Origin of the sequence: Haliovirga abyssi, assembly GCF_030295325.1 — a bacterium.
GTDB lineage: Bacteria > Fusobacteriota > Fusobacteriia > Fusobacteriales > Haliovirgaceae > Haliovirga > Haliovirga abyssi.
Window position 1 is genome coordinate 216,960 of sequence record NZ_AP027059.1, and the last position, 17,586, is coordinate 234,545.

The 17,586-nt window shown below is 26.3% G+C and carries 17 protein-coding genes; 16 read left to right on the forward strand and 1 reads right to left on the reverse strand.

The window, feature by feature from the left end:
- Window positions 1-76: 76 nt before the first annotated feature.
- Entirely contained in the window at window positions 77-994 is a 918-nt protein-coding gene (locus tag RDY08_RS00950; protein ID WP_307904573.1) for an Rpn family recombination-promoting nuclease/putative transposase, read from the reverse strand.
- A gap of 159 nt (window positions 995-1,153) precedes the next feature.
- Here RDY08_RS00950 and RDY08_RS00955 point away from each other — a divergent pair, with 159 nt between their 5' ends.
- The 16 genes from RDY08_RS00955 (at window position 1,154) to RDY08_RS01030 (ending at window position 17,578) form a co-directional block, all read left to right on the forward strand.
- On the forward strand, window positions 1,154-1,543 hold the full coding sequence (locus RDY08_RS00955) for a response regulator (protein WP_307904574.1): 390 nt from the start codon (window positions 1,154-1,156) through the stop codon (window positions 1,541-1,543).
- Between the two features lie 11 nt (window positions 1,544-1,554).
- The gene (locus tag RDY08_RS00960) at window positions 1,555-2,892 is read left to right on the forward strand and encodes an HD domain-containing phosphohydrolase (RefSeq protein ID WP_307904575.1); all 1,338 of its coding nucleotides are present in this window, start codon (window positions 1,555-1,557) and stop codon (window positions 2,890-2,892) included.
- Window positions 2,889-3,281: a response regulator gene (locus RDY08_RS00965; RefSeq protein ID WP_307904576.1), complete on the forward strand. Its 393-nt coding sequence runs from the start codon at window positions 2,889-2,891 to the stop codon at window positions 3,279-3,281. Before RDY08_RS00960 ends, RDY08_RS00965 begins: the two co-directional genes overlap by 4 nt.
- 12 nt (window positions 3,282-3,293) lie before the next feature.
- Window positions 3,294-3,695 (forward strand): response regulator, encoded by a 402-nt coding sequence (locus RDY08_RS00970; protein WP_307904577.1) that lies wholly within the window; start codon window positions 3,294-3,296, stop codon window positions 3,693-3,695.
- A 412-nt stretch (window positions 3,696-4,107) separates the two neighbouring features.
- Window positions 4,108-4,587, forward strand: a complete 480-nt coding sequence (locus RDY08_RS00975) for a chemotaxis protein CheX (RefSeq protein ID WP_307904578.1) — start codon at window positions 4,108-4,110, stop codon at window positions 4,585-4,587.
- A gap of 2 nt (window positions 4,588-4,589) precedes the next feature.
- Window positions 4,590-5,057, forward strand: a complete 468-nt coding sequence (locus tag RDY08_RS00980; protein ID WP_307904579.1) for a chemotaxis protein CheX — start codon at window positions 4,590-4,592, stop codon at window positions 5,055-5,057.
- A gap of 81 nt (window positions 5,058-5,138) precedes the next feature.
- Window positions 5,139-6,614, forward strand: a complete 1,476-nt coding sequence (locus RDY08_RS00985) for a sensor histidine kinase (protein ID WP_307904580.1) — start codon at window positions 5,139-5,141, stop codon at window positions 6,612-6,614.
- 24 nt (window positions 6,615-6,638) lie between these two features.
- Entirely contained in the window at window positions 6,639-7,802 is a 1,164-nt protein-coding gene (locus tag RDY08_RS00990) for an Hpt domain-containing protein (RefSeq protein WP_307904581.1), read from the forward strand.
- A 24-nt stretch (window positions 7,803-7,826) separates the two neighbouring features.
- On the forward strand, window positions 7,827-8,903 hold the full coding sequence (locus RDY08_RS00995; protein WP_307904582.1) for a HEAT repeat domain-containing protein: 1,077 nt from the start codon (window positions 7,827-7,829) through the stop codon (window positions 8,901-8,903).
- Entirely contained in the window at window positions 8,893-9,798 is a 906-nt protein-coding gene (locus RDY08_RS01000) for a CheR family methyltransferase (RefSeq protein WP_307904583.1), read from the forward strand. Before RDY08_RS00995 ends, RDY08_RS01000 begins: the two co-directional genes overlap by 11 nt.
- Window positions 9,795-10,166, forward strand: coding sequence for a response regulator (locus RDY08_RS01005; RefSeq protein ID WP_307904584.1), 372 nt, complete (start codon window positions 9,795-9,797; stop codon window positions 10,164-10,166). Before RDY08_RS01000 ends, RDY08_RS01005 begins: the two co-directional genes overlap by 4 nt.
- 2 nt (window positions 10,167-10,168) lie before the next feature.
- Complete coding sequence (locus tag RDY08_RS01010) at window positions 10,169-12,673, forward strand: ATP-binding protein (RefSeq protein ID WP_307904585.1); 2,505 nt, start codon at window positions 10,169-10,171, stop codon at window positions 12,671-12,673.
- Window positions 12,674-12,677: 4 nt separating this feature from the next.
- Window positions 12,678-13,469: a ParA family protein gene (locus tag RDY08_RS01015; RefSeq protein WP_307904586.1), complete on the forward strand. Its 792-nt coding sequence runs from the start codon at window positions 12,678-12,680 to the stop codon at window positions 13,467-13,469.
- The gene (locus RDY08_RS01020; RefSeq protein ID WP_307904587.1) at window positions 13,456-13,773 is read left to right on the forward strand and encodes a tetratricopeptide repeat protein; all 318 of its coding nucleotides are present in this window, start codon (window positions 13,456-13,458) and stop codon (window positions 13,771-13,773) included. The genes RDY08_RS01015 and RDY08_RS01020 overlap by 14 nt, the downstream gene beginning before the upstream one ends.
- A 358-nt stretch (window positions 13,774-14,131) precedes the next feature.
- On the forward strand, window positions 14,132-15,601 hold the full coding sequence (locus RDY08_RS01025) for an Hsp70 family protein (RefSeq protein ID WP_307904588.1): 1,470 nt from the start codon (window positions 14,132-14,134) through the stop codon (window positions 15,599-15,601).
- 21 nt (window positions 15,602-15,622) lie between these two features.
- On the forward strand, window positions 15,623-17,578 hold the full coding sequence (locus RDY08_RS01030; RefSeq protein ID WP_307904589.1) for a methyl-accepting chemotaxis protein: 1,956 nt from the start codon (window positions 15,623-15,625) through the stop codon (window positions 17,576-17,578).
- Window positions 17,579-17,586: the final 8 nt, after the last annotated feature.

A 17,586-nucleotide genomic window follows, 5' to 3' on the forward strand; every position in this document is an offset into this window, starting at 1 on the left:
AATAAACATAACAAAAGGATGACAGTTATTATAATTGTCATCCTTTTGTTATGTTTATTTTTTGTAAAGTTTAGTCTTATTTTTTTAAATTTAAAATCTCTGTCTCGCTCAGACCAGTTATTTTAGAGATCATTTCTAAAGATAATCCATTTTTTAATGCTTCTTTTGCTGTGTTTTCAATACCCTTTTCAATACCCTGTTCAATGCCTTGTTCAATACCCTGTTCAATACCTTGTTCAATGCCCTGTTCAATACCTTTCTCAATGCCCTTTTTAATTCCTTTAGCAAATCCCTTTTTTTCAGCTGTTTTTATTGCAGCTTCTTCATCTCTTAGCCATTTTAATCTTGCTTCATAACTTTCTCGTTCTTCATAATTTAATGACATATCATCTAACAATTCTACTGCTTTTTTTATACTTTCTACTTCTGCTAACTCTTTTGGTAATCTATTTTTATCATATCCTTCTGCTTTTTTTAAAAAATTAACCCATCTATCTAACATTGTACTCATCTTTTCATCATACTTTTCTAATTCTATAAAATGTATCTCTAAATGGTCTATAAATTCTTTTCCACTTTCACTATTTATTATCTTATATATATTATGATATTTTTCTTCATCTAAACATCTAAAATTTAATATATTTATACTTATAGTTTTCTTTAAATTATCATAATTTACGCCAGCAGACAACTGTCCTGAGTACAATCTAGCCCAATAATATAAAGCTCTTTTATCAAAATATTCTTGATCAATTACTTGCATCTCTATATTATACCATTGCCCTCTTTGATCTGTTGCTTTTATATCCAATATAGACAATTTGTCATTTCTGAAATTTTTATCATTATATGGATTTTTTAATTCTAACTCTTTCACTTGATCTTCTTCTGATACTATTGAATTTATTAAATCTATTAATAATTTTTTGTTTGACTCTGTCCCAAATAATTTTTTGAACGCAAAATCTACCCTTGGATTTATTCTACACATAATAACCTCCTAGATTGTTTTATCTTACAATAGAATTATAACATATTTTATATACAATTAAAATTATTTTTTATGATTTTTAAAGGAAAAAATAGAAATTGAAGTATAACATTATATGAGATAATAAAAAAATATATAAAATTAAGAGGGGGAATAATAATGAAATTTTTAGTTGTGGAGGATGATTTTGTTAGTAGAAATTTATTAGTAAGGTATTTAAGAAAATATGGAGAATCTGATGTAGCGGTTAATGGTAGAGAAGGGCTTGATATATATAAGCTTGAAGTTGAAGAAAAAAGGAGTTACGATCTAATTTTTTTAGATATAATGACTCCTGAGATGGATGGAATGGAATTTTTAGAAGAGATAAGAAAATTTGAAAAAGAAAAAGGGATACTTGGAATGAATGGAGCAAAGATTGTTATGACAACAGCATTAGGCGATATGGATCATGTGAAAAAAGCATTTAGGTATCAGGTAGAAAGTTACCTGATAAAACCAATTGAAGTATCGAAAATTGAAGAAATTATAAAAGGAATAACAGAATAGGAGAAGAAAATATGAAAAATTATTTTGATGATATAGAAGATAAAAATGAAGTTCAAAAATATTTAATAGGTACAATTGAGAATAATTTTGAAATTGTGATTATAACTAATAATGATGGGGTGATTAGTTATATTAGTAAAAGCGGGGAAAACTATACAGGATATGAGTTAATAGATATAGAAGAAAAATCTATTTTTGATTTTATAAAAGGCAAAACTATACGAGATAAATTTTTGAAAAAGAGTTTAAATAAAACAAGTGTTGAATTCAAATTAAAAAAAAGAGGTATAAGAAATTTTAAAATTACAATTTATAAAATAGAGACTAATAAATATATATGGTATTTTACAGATATAACTATGGAAGTAAAAAAAATAGAAACAATTTTAGAAAGTTTATCATTGAGAAATATAATATATAATATTATGGAAGAATTTATTTTTAGTTTTCAAATATTAGTGGGAGATAAACTAACATCTCTTTACGAAGTAAACAGTTCATTAGAAAAAGTATTAGGATACAATAGAGAAGAATTATATAAAAAGAAAGTTGTTGATATAATAAAATGTGACTTTAATAAGATGATATCTAAATTATATAGTGAAAAACAATTCACAGAAGAAACTTTATTAATCAAAAGTAATGGAGATGAGTTACCTATAAAGGCGAAGTTTATATTATTAGAAGGTTATGAACCCAAAACAGTTGTTGTAATCGCACGAGATATCTCTGTAGAGAAAGAAGTTAAGAGTTTATTATTAGAAAATATAAAAAACAATGACATAATGGTTGATAATATAGTAGAAACAATGTCGAAAATCGTAGAAAAAAGGGACCCTTATACTGTTGGACATCAAAAATCTGTTTCAGAAATATCTGTGAAAATAGGAAAAGAGATGGGATTTTCAAAAGATAGATTAAGAGGATTGGAAATAGCTGGAATTTTGCATGATTTAGGAAAAGTAGCTATTCCAATAGAAATATTAACTAAACCAGGAAAACTAATGGAAGAGGAATTTAACTTGATAAAAAAACATTCTGAAATTGGATATGATATATTAAAAGATATAAAATTTCCTTGGGAAATAGCAGAGTTTGTATTACAACATCATGAAAGAATTAATGGAAGTGGATACCCTTTAGGGTTAAAAGGAGATAATATTTCATTAGAAAGTAAAATATTAGCAGTAGCAGATGTGATTGATGCTATGGCATCTCATAGGCCGTATAGAGCAGCTTTAGGATTAAAATCTGCTATGGAAGAAATAGAGGGGAAAAAGGGAATTTTATATGATGAGAGAGTTGTGAATTCTGCAATAAAAGTTTTGGGAAAAGGGGAAAAATTATGAAAAAAATATTAGTTGTAGATGATGATTATTTAAGTAAAAATCTTTTGAGTAGAATATTTAAAGGAAGTTTTATAGTCGAAGGAGCTTCAAATGGAAAAGAAGCTATTGAGAAATTTAGAAGAGAAAATTATGATATTGTATTTTTAGATATAATGATGCCGTTGATGACAGGGATGGAGGTTCTTAAAAAAATTAGAGAATATGAAAAAGAAAAAAAAGTAATTGAATCAGAGAAATCAGTAATAATAATAGTGACAGCATTAGGCGAAATAGAAAACATAGAAACAGCATATGAAATGGGATGTGATTTGTATTTGAAAAAACCAATTACAATAAAAAATTTAAGAGAAAAATTAGGAGAATTAGGGATTGAGTTAAAAAAAATATAGGAGGATATAAATATGGATGAGAAAATAGGAGTAAAGGAAAATGGAATACCTTATAAAATATTGATTGTAGATGATTCACCATTAATTCATAAAATGATAAAAAAGGGATTGTTGCCTTTAGGTTTTGAGGTAGTAGGAGATGCTAAAAATGGAAAAGAAGGGGTAGAATTGTATAAAAAGCTAAATCCAGATTTAGTAACAATGGATGTAACAATGCCAATAATGGATGGAGTGGCGGCTTCAGAAGAAATAATGAAAATTAATCCAAATGCCAATATATTAATGTTAAGTGCTATGGGAGATAATGATATAAAAAAACAAGCTGAAGAAAAAGGAGTTAGAAATTTTATAACAAAACCATTTAAGAAAGAAAATTTAGCTAAAAGTGTAATGGATACTTTAGGAATGGCTTAAAATGTGTTATGACACTAAAATTTAGAAAGAATAAAATTAACCCCCGTAGGGGTAGACCCCAATGTCATCAAGCTAAGGGGAATTAATGCAAATCAAAAGTCCAACTCCTTCCTTCTTAGCGTTTTCTCTTGGATAAGAGAAAACTAAAGTGCAGAATATTGGGAAAAAAGCATTAAAAAAGCCAAATATCCACGCTATAGGTTTCTCTTAGATAAGAGAAACCGACAACAAGGGAGGAGTAGAGTTTTTATAAAATCCTTAGCTTGATGACATTGCCCCTGTGTCTACCCTAAAATACCTTAAAACAAAAAAGGGCAAACACGGGGGGGCCTACGAGAACAAATATCCATATACATAATTTAATATGGTGTTAAAAAATAATTTAATTATAATAGGGAGGAGAGGAATTTATATGGCTGTAAATTTAGAATATATTAATCCATTTTTAAGTTCAGTTATAAATGTTATGAATGAAATGATTGATGAAAAACCTATAAAAAGTGAAGTTAAAATGCAAAAAACTAATTTTAAATCAGAAGGGATATCTACTATTGTAGGGATTACTGAAGGCGGGAAAGGGAATATAATAATTGATATGAAACAAGAAACTGCAATAAAAATAGCAGAAATAGTAAATGAAGAAGAGTATGGCAAATTAACAGATTTTGTATTTATAACATTAGCTGAGATAGGCAATATGATAGCTGGAAATGGGATAACTGTGATTAATAATAAAAATTCAAAATTAAATTTAAGATTAACTCCTCCAAGTATATTCGCAGGAGATGATTTAGAGATTGATTCCCCAAAATTATCATCAATAGGAGTTAAGTTTAAATTGAGTTTTGGAGAAATTTCTTTAAATGTTGCATTTGAAGGGGTGGAGGTGTAATTATGTCGATAAATGTAGAGTTGATAAACCCATTTATAAAGGGGACAAGTAATGTATTGGAACAATTTGGAATAATAGAAATAAAAAAAGGTAAAATTGTAAAAAAAAATAGATTAGATTCAAAATATCCAGTTACAATTGTTGTTGGGATTGTTGGAGAATTAAAAGGGAATATAACATATAATCTATCTTTAGAAACTTCAAAAAAATTAGTTTCCGCTATGATGATGGGAATGGAAGTTGTTGAAATGGATGAAATGGCAAAAAGTGCATTATCAGAATTATCTAATATGATTACAGGTAATGCAGCATCAATTTTTGAGTCAATGGGAAAAGTAATAGATATTTCACCACCTACTTTAATTACAGGAAAAAATATAATCGCTTGGATAAGTCAAGTTGAAACTATTGCGTTAGAACTTGTAATGCCTATTGGAATTATTGAGCTGAATATAGGATTGGAGATTTAAATTAGAAATAATCATTAAATGAAAATTCATAATTGATGGCAAAAGGAATGTGGTTTTTTAATATGCTTAAAGGAGAAAAGAATGGATAATTTAATGAATTTCTTTGAAGAAAATTATGAGGCAATTATTGTTATGGATAAAACAGGTATTGTAGAGAATATAAATAAAGTTGGATTAAAACAAATAGGATATAATAAAGAAGATATAATAGGACATCATCTTTCAAAATTCAGTAAAAATTATTCTGAAGAATTATATAATAAAATGTTGAGAAAAGTTATAAAAAATAAAAGATATAATGATATATTTTATTTCAGAGAAAAATCAGGGAAAGAAATTATTTGGGATTCGCATCTATATCTTTGGAGAAATTCAGGAGATGAAAAAATAGTAAAAGTGGCTAAAAATATTTCTAAAAAATTAAAATTAGAAGAGTGTTTGAGAGAATCGCACGAAAGATTTTTTCAAGCTTTTGAAAAATCACCAATAGGAATAGTATTAATTTCTGAAGATATGAAAATAATAGAAGAAAATGAAAGTTTTAAAAATATATTAGAGATTAGTGATAATAGATATTTAAAAAGAAATTTTAAAAAAAATATATATGTAGATGATATAGAAAAAATAGAAAACGGTTTAAAAGAATCAAAGAAGTATGAAAATACAAAAAAAATAGATATTAGGATAGTTACACAAAAAAGAAATTTAAGAGATATATCTTTAACCATAAGTTATACAAAACAAGTAGAAATAGAAAAAGAATTTTTTATTTTGCAACTAGAGGATATTACAAATGAAAAAATTACAAATGAAAAATTAAAATTATTGATAAAAGAATCTCAATCTTTAAATAAAATAAAAGATAGTTTATTAAGTAATATTTCGCATGAATTTAGAACTCCATTAAATAGGATTTCAATAGCATTAGATTTATTAATTGAAGAGATAGGCAAAGGTACAGCAGAAAATGATTTGATACAAATAATAAAAAAATCTATGAATAATATTTTGGAATATTTGGAAAATATAATTTTAATGAGTAAGATAGTTTCTAAAAGTTTAACATATAATCTTGAAAAGTTTCAAACAAAAGAGATAATTGATGGAATTTTAGATATAAAAGAAAAAAACATAGGAAATAAAAATGTGAAATTTGAAATTAATGATAAAAAATTAGGAGACAAAATTATTTGGGGAGATAAAGAAAAAATATTAAAGATAGTTTCAGAAATAGTTAAAAATAGTATAATATTTACTCAAATTGGATATATAAAAATAAATTTGGGAATAGTTGAAAATATGTTAGAAATTAAAGTAAAAGATACAGGAATAGGGATTCCAGAAGATATAAAAGAAAGAATGTTTAATATATTAGAACAAGGAGATATGAGTTATAAAAAAAGTCATAGTGGGATAGGCATAGGTCTATCTATAACCAAAACATATGTTGAAGGATTAGGTGGAACAATAGATTTTATTACTGAAGTTGGAAAAGGTACAGAATTTAAAGTAATGATTCCTATAGAAATTATTAAAGTAGGCAAAATAGATATATAAAGTATATGAAAGAGAGATGATTTTATGGATATGAATATGTTTATGGATGAGTTTGTAAGTGATATAAGTGAAATATTAGAAAATTTAGAATTAGATACTATTGAATTAGAAAAAAATGGAAAAGATAAAGAGATATTAAATAGAATATTTCGTAGTTTTCATTCATTAAAAGGGATGTGTGGAACTATGGGATTTCATAAAATGGAGTCGACATCTCATCTTGTAGAAGATTTAATTCAAGATATTAGAGAAGATAAAATAGAATCAAATCAAGAAATAATTGATGTTATACTTTATGATAGAGATATAATAGAGAAATTATATAAATCAATTATGGAAACTGGCAAAGAAAAAGAGATAGAGACAGAGACAGAAGAATTAAAATTGAAATTAGATAAAATAAGAGGGATTAATGATGACAAAAAAGATGATAAAAAAAGCAGGGATATGGCTACAAATAGAGTGAAAATAAGGTTTATAGGAGATTCGTATAAAAAAGATATGATATCTTCTGCCTTGAAAATGGGATTGAAATTACATGAAATGACAATTAAATTAAATAAAAATTCAGATATGCCTTTGGTAAGAGGGTTTATGGTATATTCATCTATATTGAAAGAGGCAAGAATAATATATTCTAACCCTAGTTATGAGAGTTTATTAGAAGGTGAGGAGGTAGAGGAGACATTTGACTTTAAAGTTATATTTACTACAAACAAAAAAATAATAGATTTAAAAAATAGGGTAAGAAAACTTGTAGATGTAGAGTCGATAAAAGTTTCGGAAGTTATTGAATATGGCAAAACTATAAAAGATAAATATTTGATTAATGAAGAATGGGAATCGGGAAGTTTTAAGCCATTTACTCTTGAAGAGATAGTTGAGATGACAGATGAATTTGATTACGAATATGAAGAAAATTTAATAAAAGAATTAAAAATAAAAATTAGTAGTAGTGATGATAAAAAAACAGATTTAATGTTTATGCAGGAGATATATTCACGATTGCATCAAATAGAAAATATTTTTAAAATTTACAAAATAAAATTACTTGCAGACATATTTAAAGATTTAAAAATAAAGTTTGATAATAATATAAAAAATGAAAAAATAACAGAAAATATAAAAAAATTAATTATTTCTGGTTGTGAATTTTCTGAGCTTTACTTAGAAACGATTGGAAAATAGTCCTAAAAAAAGGAGGGTAAATTAATGAAAGAATTACTAGAAAAGTTAGAAAATGGGAAAACAGAAGAAAAGCTAGATATAATAGAAGAAATTTTTGAAAAAAGAAATTTTGAAAATTATTTAGTTGAAATTGTAGATTATTTGGAAAAGTCTAAAGAAGGGATAGTTAGAGAAAAGATAGTAAATTATTTGAAAAAATATAATAATCCTAAAATTGTGGATAAATTATTAAAATTTTATGAAAGTAATGATATTTTTTTGAGAAATGTGGCGGTAGATATAATCTCTCAATTCTATGAATTGCCATTTGCTAATCTTACAAAAATGTTAAATCATGAGAATAAGCATGTAAGGAAGTTAGCATTAGATACATTATATAACACACATAATCCAATGGTAGCTGGATTTATATCAACAGCTCTTTATGATGACGAAGATATAAATAATGTGATTACTGCAGTGGAATATTTAGGAAAGTTAAAAGCATATAAATATGCTGATGATATAGCAGAACTTTTAAAGGATGCAGAAGCTCCATTTTTAATTATAACAATTTTGGGGACATTATCTTTAATTGGTAATAAATATTCATATATGAAAGTAAAAGATATATATCCAGATATAGAAAAAGTAGATGCTCTATTTTTAGCACCATTATTGAAGTTTTATAAAAAATTTAATGGTGGAGAATTAATAGAAGAGATTTTAAAATTAAAATCAAAATACTCATTATTATATAAAGAAGTTATAGATATTGTAAAAGATTTTATTGATAATGGAAAACCGGAAGAGATAGATGAAAAAGGGGAGGATATTTATAATTTATTAAAAGAACTACTAGAAGAAAAAATACCAGAGGCTAATAAATATGAGGTTATTCATATATTAGCTCTTTTTGAAGGAGAAGAGGTAGAATATATTTTAGTTGAAAGCTTACATAATGGTAGTGATATATTAAAAATTGGTGCTACAGAAGAACTTTTAAAAATAGATTTTAATAAATATAAAGATGAAATAAAAAAAGTGATAGAAGATGAAAAAGATGAAAATACAAAAGAGAATTTAATAATTCTGTTAGAAGGTGATAATAATGAAGCTTAGAGCAAATAGATTTAATTTGAATAAAGTAGAAAATAAAGTTGAAATGGAATTCGGTTTAAATGAATTTAGACAAATAAGAGATATAATTTATGATTATGCAGGGATATATATAAATGAAAATAAATTATATTTTTTGAAAAAGCGTATAGAAGATAGAATGGAAATTCAAAATATGAATAATGTAAATGAGTATATTAATTTTCTGAAATATTTTGACAAAGCAAAAAAAGAGATGAATGAATTGATGAATTCAGTTACAATAAATGAGACATATTTTTTTAGAGAATTTGAGCAATTAAAAGTTTTTGGAGAATATGGTATAGATGATGTTTTAAAAAATAAAGGAAGATTTAATAAAAAAATAAGAGTATTATCGGCAGGATGTTCAACTGGAGCAGAACCATATACTTTATCTATAATATTAAAAGAATTATTAGAAGAGGATGAAGGAGTTGATTTTGAAATAGTAGGAATTGATATTGATGATAATGTTTTAGATAAAGCTAAAAAAGGTATATATGATAAAAGAAGTATAAAATATGTTCCAATATCTTATTTGAAGAAATACTTTATTCAAGATGATGCTGAAACTTTTAGAGTTATTAATTCAATAAAAGAAAAAGTTAAATTTTATAAAAAAAATTTAACAGACTCTAACGGATTGCTTGCTTTAGGATATGATTTTGATTTTCTATTTTGTAGGAATGTACTTATATATTTTGATAGTGATTCAAGAAGAAAAGTTATTGAGACATATTATAAAATGATGAATGATGGAGGATATATATATTTGGGGCATTCGGAATCTTTATCAAGGATAACAACTGCATTTAAATTAAAAAGAATGGGTGGTCAGCTGGTATATCAAAAACCAATAAGAGGTGATGAAAAATGAAAATAATGATAGTAGATGATTCTGAAATGACAAGAAATTTTCACGCATATATATTAAGAACTGCAGGATTTGAAGTTATAGATGCTGTAGATGGTGCAGATGCTTTGGATAAATTATATAGATTTAGTGATGAGATTAAATTAGTTCTAACTGATTTGAATATGCCAATAATGGATGGGTACACTTTTATAAAAAAAGTTAGAGAAGATAAAATTTTTGATGAATTGCCAATTGGAATAATAACAACTATTGATGAACAAAAAAATAGGGATGAAGGATATGAGGCTGGAGTAGATTTTTATTTGGTAAAACCAACAGAGCCATCAGTATTAATAGAAAGTATAAAAATGGTTTTGGGTGGTGATTAATTATGATGAAAAAATTTGATGAGGAAAATATAGAAATATTAGTTGATGTACTGGAAGAAATAGATATATATAAAGAAACAATAGAACGCTCTATATTGAAATTTGAAAAAGAGAGTAATAATGAGATAGTAGATGAACTTTTTAGAGCATATCATAGTATTAAAGGGATAGTAGGATTTGCAAATTTGGACTCTATAGCAACTATTGCTTCTTTTACAGAAAAAATATTAAAAACTCTAAAAGATAAAAATGAGAATATAGAGAATAAAGATGAGATAGTATCGCTTTTATTAGATTCAATAGATTTATTAAAAGAGATAGAAATGAAAATAAATGAAGCGTTGAGCAGTAAAGGAGATAAAAAAGAGATATCAATAGATATAGTAGATATAGGAGAAGAAGAATTTAAAAAAAGAGTGTTGGATATTATTGGAGAAAAAGAGGAGAAATCAGAATTAGTTTTTGATAATTTAAATTATGAATATGAAGATAAAATTATAAGCCAAAGTTTTGAAAAATATACTTATGAATTTGGAGATAATTTGAAAATTGCAGAAGAAAGTTTATTGAATTTAGAAAATAAATTTTCTGAAGAGGAAATTAATGTTTTAATGAGAGCATTCCATAGTATAAAAGGAGGAGCAGGCTTATTATTAATATTACAGACTAACGAAAATACAAAAAAAATATTTAAATTAATAGAAAAAGTGGCTCATTCTTTAGAGGATTTAGTACAAGTAGCAGAATATGAAAACGATTCTAAAGATTTTGATTCTTTTTATAAAGGTATTGATATTTTAAAAGGTATATATCGATCTCTTTCTTCAAAAGAAAAAACTATAAAAATAAATAATGATTATTTAGAAAAAGTGAATCGTGTATCTAAAGAAGAAAATAAAAAACAAAACGAAGATAAGCAAGAGGAAGATAAACAGGAAGAAAAAGATAAAAAAAAGATTGCAAAAATTAAAACATTGAAAAATTTTAATAATCAATTTATTGAATATTTGAAAAAAAATGTTATTGAGAAAGAGGAGTATAATGTAGGAAAATCCAAAAGAATAAGTAAGGGATTAAGAGGAAGTTTGAAAAATTTAAAGTTTAATGAAAAACTAGATTTTATAAATGATATTATAAACAGTATAGAAAATGAAGAGATGCAAGAAATAAAAGATAAGCTGGAAGAGCTAAAAAAATGGGATTTTGAAGTTGAAAAACCATTAAAAAATAAATCTCAAAATGAAGAAGCAGAAAAAAAGAATATAAATATTAAATCAAATGGTAAAGGTGATAATGAAACCACTTTGAAAAAAGTAGCTACAAATAGATCGATAAGACTTAGTAAAGATAAAGTTGATAAAATGGTAAATTTGGTTAGTGAATTGCTTACTTTAAAAAATCAGCAGGCTAATTTGACAAAGGATGTATCAGGATATAAAGAAATCTCTGGAAAAATGAAAAAAGTATATGGAAATTTTGAGAGACTTACATTAGAATTTCAAAATATAGTAATGTCTATGAGAATGGTAGGGATAGAAAATTTATTTAATAGATATAGAAGGACAGTAAGAGACAGTGCAAAAGCTTTAGGAAAAGAGGTAGAACTTATTATAGAAGGTGGAGAAACAGCAATAGATGAAGATATTATGGAATTGCTATCAGATCCACTTACTCATATGGTAAGAAACTCTGTAGATCACGGATTAGGAATGCCAGAAGAAAGAGAAGAAAATGGAAAAACCAGAACTGGTCATGTAACGTTAAGAGCATACAATAAAGGTGGCTTTATTTTTATTGAAGTAGAAGATGATGGAAGAGGATTAAATCACAATAAAATATTACAAAAAGCTGGGGAAAAAGAACTTATAAATGATATTGATATAGAAAAATTAACACCAGAAGATATATATCAATTTATATTTTTACCAGGATTTAGTACATCAGAAAAAGTTACAAATTTATCTGGACGTGGAGTAGGGATGGATGTTGTGAAAACGAATATCACATCTTTAGGAGGAAGGATCATTATAAATTCTAAAGAAGGAGAAGGGACAAAATTTATATTAAAAATTCCTTTATCATTATCAATAATAAAAGGACTAATGGTGAAATTAGATAAAGGTAAATATATTTTACCTTTAGAAAATATAAGGGAAAATATAAAACTAAAAAAATCAAATATTAGAAGATATAAAAATTCATATTTAGCAGTAATTAGAGATGAGCCTATTCCGTTAATTGACATAAAATTTTTAACAGGAAAGAGTTTAGGTGAAATTATAAATAAAGAATATTTTTATGATTTAATTCCAATAGTAGTTTTAGATATAGATGGAGAAAATTATGGAATAGTAGCAGATGGGTTTATAGAAGAAAATGAATATATGGTAAAACCTATACCTGATTTTTTGAAAGGGAATAATCTGTTTTCTGGTACAACAATATTAGGAGATGGCTCTTTAGTTTTGATATTAAATCCAACAACGACTGTAACATTAAAGGAGTGAAGCTATGAAAGAGATAATAGTTTTTTCTAATAGAAAAGGAGGCACAGGCAAATCTTCTTCTGTTTATAATTTAGGATATTTTTTATCTGAAAAAAATAAAGTTTTATTAATAGACTTTGATTCACAAGGGCATTTAGGAGTTTGGGCAGGATTAAAACAATCAAAAGTAAAAGAAAAAAATATATATATAAGTTTAGTAAAATTCATAAAAAATAAAACTATTGATAAAGATGATGTTTTTAAAATAAAAGAAAATTTATATATATTACCATCAAATCAAGATTTGTCAGCATTGGATATGGAACTTATGAATGTAGAAAATAATAAAACTGTTCTAAAAGATTTTATTATAGAGATAGAAGAAGATTATGATTATATAATCATAGATACAGAACCAGCTTTTGGAATGACAGCTTTAAATGGATATGTAGCAGCTACACAATTAATAATTCCAATAAAAACAGACTATTTATCAATGATAGGTGTTTCTCAATTAATGAGTCTGTATTATAAAGTAAAAAGTACAATGAACCCATCAATTGAATTTGTAGGAATTCTACCAACATTTTATAATAAAAGGACAAATTTAGCTAAAAATTTAATGAAAGAATTAATTGAAACTTTTGGAAAAGATAAAATTTTTTCACCAATAAGAAAAGATATAAAATTATCAGAAGCACCATATTATGGAAAATCTATATTTGAGTTTGCAAAAAAATCTCATGGAGAACAGGATTATAGAAAATTTGGAGAAGAGTATCTGAAAAAAGCAGGTGAAAAAAATGGAATTAGGTAAAGGATTAAAACTATTTTTTGGTGAAATGGAAGAAAATTCAGAAGATGTAGAAGATATAAATAACTATTTTGAAAAAGCGAAAAAAGAAAAAAACCCTTTGATTTCGTTTGCTTATTATTTTCAAGTTATTTTAAAAAGTGAAGATGAAAAGTTAAAATCAAAAGCTTATAATAATTTGGCTATAATATTATATCAAGAAGAATATGAAAAAAAAGCAATAGAATATCTAAAAAAAGCAATAGAATGTGACAACGAAAATATTAATGCAAAAGAGAATTTAGAGGAGATAGATAGCAATAGATGAGTCTAATTCATTCAGCACAAAGATATAAAGTTCTCTAAGATACGATAGTGTAAAGTTTTTGTAAAGAAAATAATTTCAGCACAAAGACGCGAAGTACGCAAAGGTACACTAAGAAAACATTGATACTTTACCAGATTAAAGCGTATCTAATTTTTTTATTATATATTGGTAAAAATGGATTCTACCCATATATAAGTTTTTCTTTGTGATACTTTGTGTTCTCCTTTCTTTGTGCTGAATCTTTGTTTTTTAAATGGTTTGACTTAAAGAAACGATTATTAGCTTGATGCCATTAAGAATCAAAGAAGATTATAATACAAATAGATTAAGTATTTCGTGAAAAGGAGGGGAAGAAAAATTGATTGGAATTGATTTAGGAACAGTTAATTCATTAGTAGCCTACATTGGAGAAGACAATAAACCTAAAATTATATCCACTGAAAGAGGAGAAAAATTTACTCCTTCAGTAGTTTATTTCAAAAATTCTTTAGAAGTATTAATTGGAGAATTAGCAAAAAGTCAAATGTACCTTTATCCAGAGCGAACAATTAGATTTGTAAAAAGAGATATAGGAAAAGAGATAGATTATACGATATTTGATAGAAAATTTAACCCAGCAGAAATTTCAGCTCTGATATTAAGAAAATTAATGAAAATATCAGATGAGTATTTTGGCAAAAAAAAAGAAGCTATAATAACAGTACCTGCATATTTTGATGATAATCAAAGATTTTATACTATAAATGCAGCAAAATTAGCAGGAATAGAAAAAGTGCATTTGTTAAATGAACCTGATGCTGCAGCAATTGCATATGGTATTTTTAATGATAATACAAATTTAATGGTTTTGGATATAGGTGGTGGAACTTTTGATATATCTCTTATGAATATCAAAGATGGAGTTTTTAAAGTTATAGGAAACGGAGGCGATACCAATTTTGGCGGACTGGATTTTGATAATGCAATTTCTGATTATATATTAAAAACAGTGCAGGAAACTCAAAATATAGATTTGTCAAAAGACCCAATTGCAATGCAGCAGATATTAATACATTCAGAAAAAGCAAAGTTGGATTTGAGCACAGTGGATGAAACAAATATTATGATACCGTATATATCACAAAATGATAATGGGCCTATTCACATAAATATAACAATTACAAAAGATATATTTTATAAATTAACAGAAAATCTTTTTAAAAAATTTGAAAAATTAATAGAAGAAACTTTATTAGAAAACAAGATAGAAGATAACTGGCTAAATAAAATTATTTTTGTAGGAGGAACTTCACGTATAAAGAAATTTAAAGATATAATAAAAAATAAATTTCCAACAGTTGAAATAAAACAAGATATAAATCCTGAAGATGTTGTAGCAGAAGGAGCAGCAATAAAAGCTGGAATTTTATCAGGAAAATTAAAAGATGTAGAGTTTAAAGATATATTATCCCATTCATATGGAATAATAAATGATGAAGGAGAATTTGTAGAAATTTTAAACAAAGGCAGAGAATATCCAACAGTGGAATCAAAACTATTTACAAATAGTTTTGATGAGCAAGATGAAATAATTTTAGAAATAAGACAAAAAATAGCAGAAGAGATAATAAGTTTAGGTAGCTTTAAATTTAAATCTACAAAAAAATGGAAAAAAAATGAATCTAATATTGAAGTTGTTTTTAATGTTGATATTAATGGAGTTTTAAATGTTACAGCAATAGATATAGATACTCATCAAAGTGAAGAGCTAATAATAGAAAATGCTTTGTATGGGAACAGAGAAAACGAAACACAGGTAAGAAGAGGAAAAGAGATAATAGTAAAATAAAAAGCGGAGGTGTAGTTTAAAATGGTAAGAAAAATGGAAAGTCCAGAGGATTATAGTGAAAAAAAATATGTTACAACAGGAATTACAACAAAACAAACAAATGGAGACGATTCTTTAAAAAAACGAGAAACAGCAAAAAAACTAGCGATTCAAAGAGCAAAAGCTAGAACAATGGCAAAGAGACAAGCCATGGCAGAAAAAATAGGGGCTGCAACTGCAGAGCTTGCAGCAAACGTGGAACAAGTTTCAGAAAACGGAGAAAATTTAGCTAATGCAGTAGAAAAAATAGCAGCGGCATCTCATCAAGCGGCATCAGCAACACAAGAAGCGATAGGTTCATCTAAAATGATAAATGAAAATGTAAAAGCATCTACAAAGGATATGATGGATTTAAACGAAACTATTAATGAGAATGAAAAAATGGTTCAAACTATGGTAGTAAGTGTAGGAGAATTAATTGAAAATATAAAAGATATAGTTGAAAAAAACAATGTATCGGTAAAAATGATACAAGAATTAGAAGATAAATCAAACAAAATAGGAGATATAGTTAAAACGGTGGTAATGATATCAGACCAGACAAATTTATTAGCATTAAATGCAGCAATAGAAGCAGCGAGAGCAGGAGAACATGGGACTGGATTTGCAGTTGTAGCTGATGAGGTTAGAAATTTAGCGGAAGTTTCTGAAAAATCAGCAAATACTATTAGAGACGTGGTTGATGAAATGAAAGTAGATATTGATGGTATAGTAAAAGATATTAATGAAATAATAAATGATTCTAATAAACAAACTGAAAAAGGAGGAATTGTAACAGAAGCGTTAAGAAAATTTAGAGAAGATTTTGTTGAAATAATTAACAAAACAGAAGAAAATATAGGATTATTTAACGAAATTGATAAAATGTCAGAAAGAATAGTGAGCGAGTCAGAAACGGTAGCAGCTGCTACAGAACAAATGAGTGCGGCAACTTTAGAATCTGCAAAAGCAAATGAAGAGCAAGCAAAAGCTCTTGAAGAGATATCTATAGCTACAAGAGAACTTATGGAGATAGCAGAAGAGTTAAAAACGTCTACAGATTCGGAAAAATCTGCTGAAATAGTAGCTTCTGCAGCAGAACAGCTTTCTTCTAATATAGAAGAAGTTACAGCAACATCTCATCAAATAATGAGTGGATTAGAACAGGTGTCAAAAGGAACGGAAGTAGTCGCTGCAGGTGCAGAGTTAGGGAAAAAAATTGTAATAGAAATTGAAGAAAAAATGAATATATTTCAAGAAAATATAAAAAAGGATTATGAAAATATAGAAAATGTAAAAAAAGAATTAAAAAATAATACAGGAATAATAAAAGAGATAGCTGTTGGGTTAGATGGTTCAGATAACTTGTTTCAAGAATTATCAGACAATATTTTGAATTTACAAGAAAAAGGATTTAATATAAACAAAACTGTAAACAAAATTGATAAAGTTACAATTCAAACAAATATGCTTGCAGTAAATGGTTTTGTGGAAGCGGCTCATGCAGGAGATTATGGAAAAGGTTTTAATGTAGTTTCAAATGATATAAGGAATTTGGCAAATGATTCAGGAGAAAATGCAGATCAAATTCAGGAATTAGTAGAAGGAATACAACGACAAATTGGAAAAACAAGTGTAAATATAGCAGAGTCAACAAAATATACAGCAATAGGTGTGAAAGAATCGCATGGAACTCAAAAAATATTGACTGATATGGGAGAAAATATAGAAAGCTTAATAGGTGTATACAAAAATGTTTTGAATAATATGGAGATTATAAATAATGCTTTAGAAGAAGAAAAAACTGGAATAGTACAAATTGCATTGGCAGCTAAAGATTCAAATGAAGCTGTAAAAGCTGTAATGGAAGATGCAAAAAAACAATTTAAAACAATGGAAGAAATATCAATGGCGATAGAAGATATTGCTACAATTGCCGATGAATTACAAACTGAATAAGGGGGCTC

Coding starts and splice junctions, on each gene's coding strand:
- RDY08_RS00955 (WP_307904574.1), top strand. CDS start 1,154: ATGAAATTTTTAGTTGTGGAGGATGATTTTGTTAGTAGAAATTTATTA.
- RDY08_RS00960 (WP_307904575.1), top strand. CDS start 1,555: ATGAAAAATTATTTTGATGATATAGAAGATAAAAATGAAGTTCAAAAA.
- RDY08_RS01005 (WP_307904584.1), top strand. CDS start 9,795: ATGAAAATAATGATAGTAGATGATTCTGAAATGACAAGAAATTTTCAC.
- RDY08_RS00980 (WP_307904579.1), top strand. CDS start 4,590: ATGTCGATAAATGTAGAGTTGATAAACCCATTTATAAAGGGGACAAGT.
- RDY08_RS00995 (WP_307904582.1), top strand. CDS start 7,827: ATGAAAGAATTACTAGAAAAGTTAGAAAATGGGAAAACAGAAGAAAAG.
- RDY08_RS01000 (WP_307904583.1), top strand. CDS start 8,893: ATGAAGCTTAGAGCAAATAGATTTAATTTGAATAAAGTAGAAAATAAA.
- RDY08_RS00990 (WP_307904581.1), top strand. CDS start 6,639: ATGGATATGAATATGTTTATGGATGAGTTTGTAAGTGATATAAGTGAA.
- RDY08_RS01020 (WP_307904587.1), top strand. CDS start 13,456: ATGGAATTAGGTAAAGGATTAAAACTATTTTTTGGTGAAATGGAAGAA.
- RDY08_RS01030 (WP_307904589.1), top strand. CDS start 15,623: ATGGTAAGAAAAATGGAAAGTCCAGAGGATTATAGTGAAAAAAAATAT.
- RDY08_RS01015 (WP_307904586.1), top strand. CDS start 12,678: ATGAAAGAGATAATAGTTTTTTCTAATAGAAAAGGAGGCACAGGCAAA.
- RDY08_RS00970 (WP_307904577.1), top strand. CDS start 3,294: ATGGATGAGAAAATAGGAGTAAAGGAAAATGGAATACCTTATAAAATA.
- RDY08_RS00950 (WP_307904573.1), bottom strand. CDS start 994: ATGTGTAGAATAAATCCAAGGGTAGATTTTGCGTTCAAAAAATTATTT.
- RDY08_RS00965 (WP_307904576.1), top strand. CDS start 2,889: ATGAAAAAAATATTAGTTGTAGATGATGATTATTTAAGTAAAAATCTT.
- RDY08_RS00985 (WP_307904580.1), top strand. CDS start 5,139: ATGGATAATTTAATGAATTTCTTTGAAGAAAATTATGAGGCAATTATT.
- RDY08_RS00975 (WP_307904578.1), top strand. CDS start 4,108: ATGGCTGTAAATTTAGAATATATTAATCCATTTTTAAGTTCAGTTATA.
- RDY08_RS01010 (WP_307904585.1), top strand. CDS start 10,169: ATGATGAAAAAATTTGATGAGGAAAATATAGAAATATTAGTTGATGTA.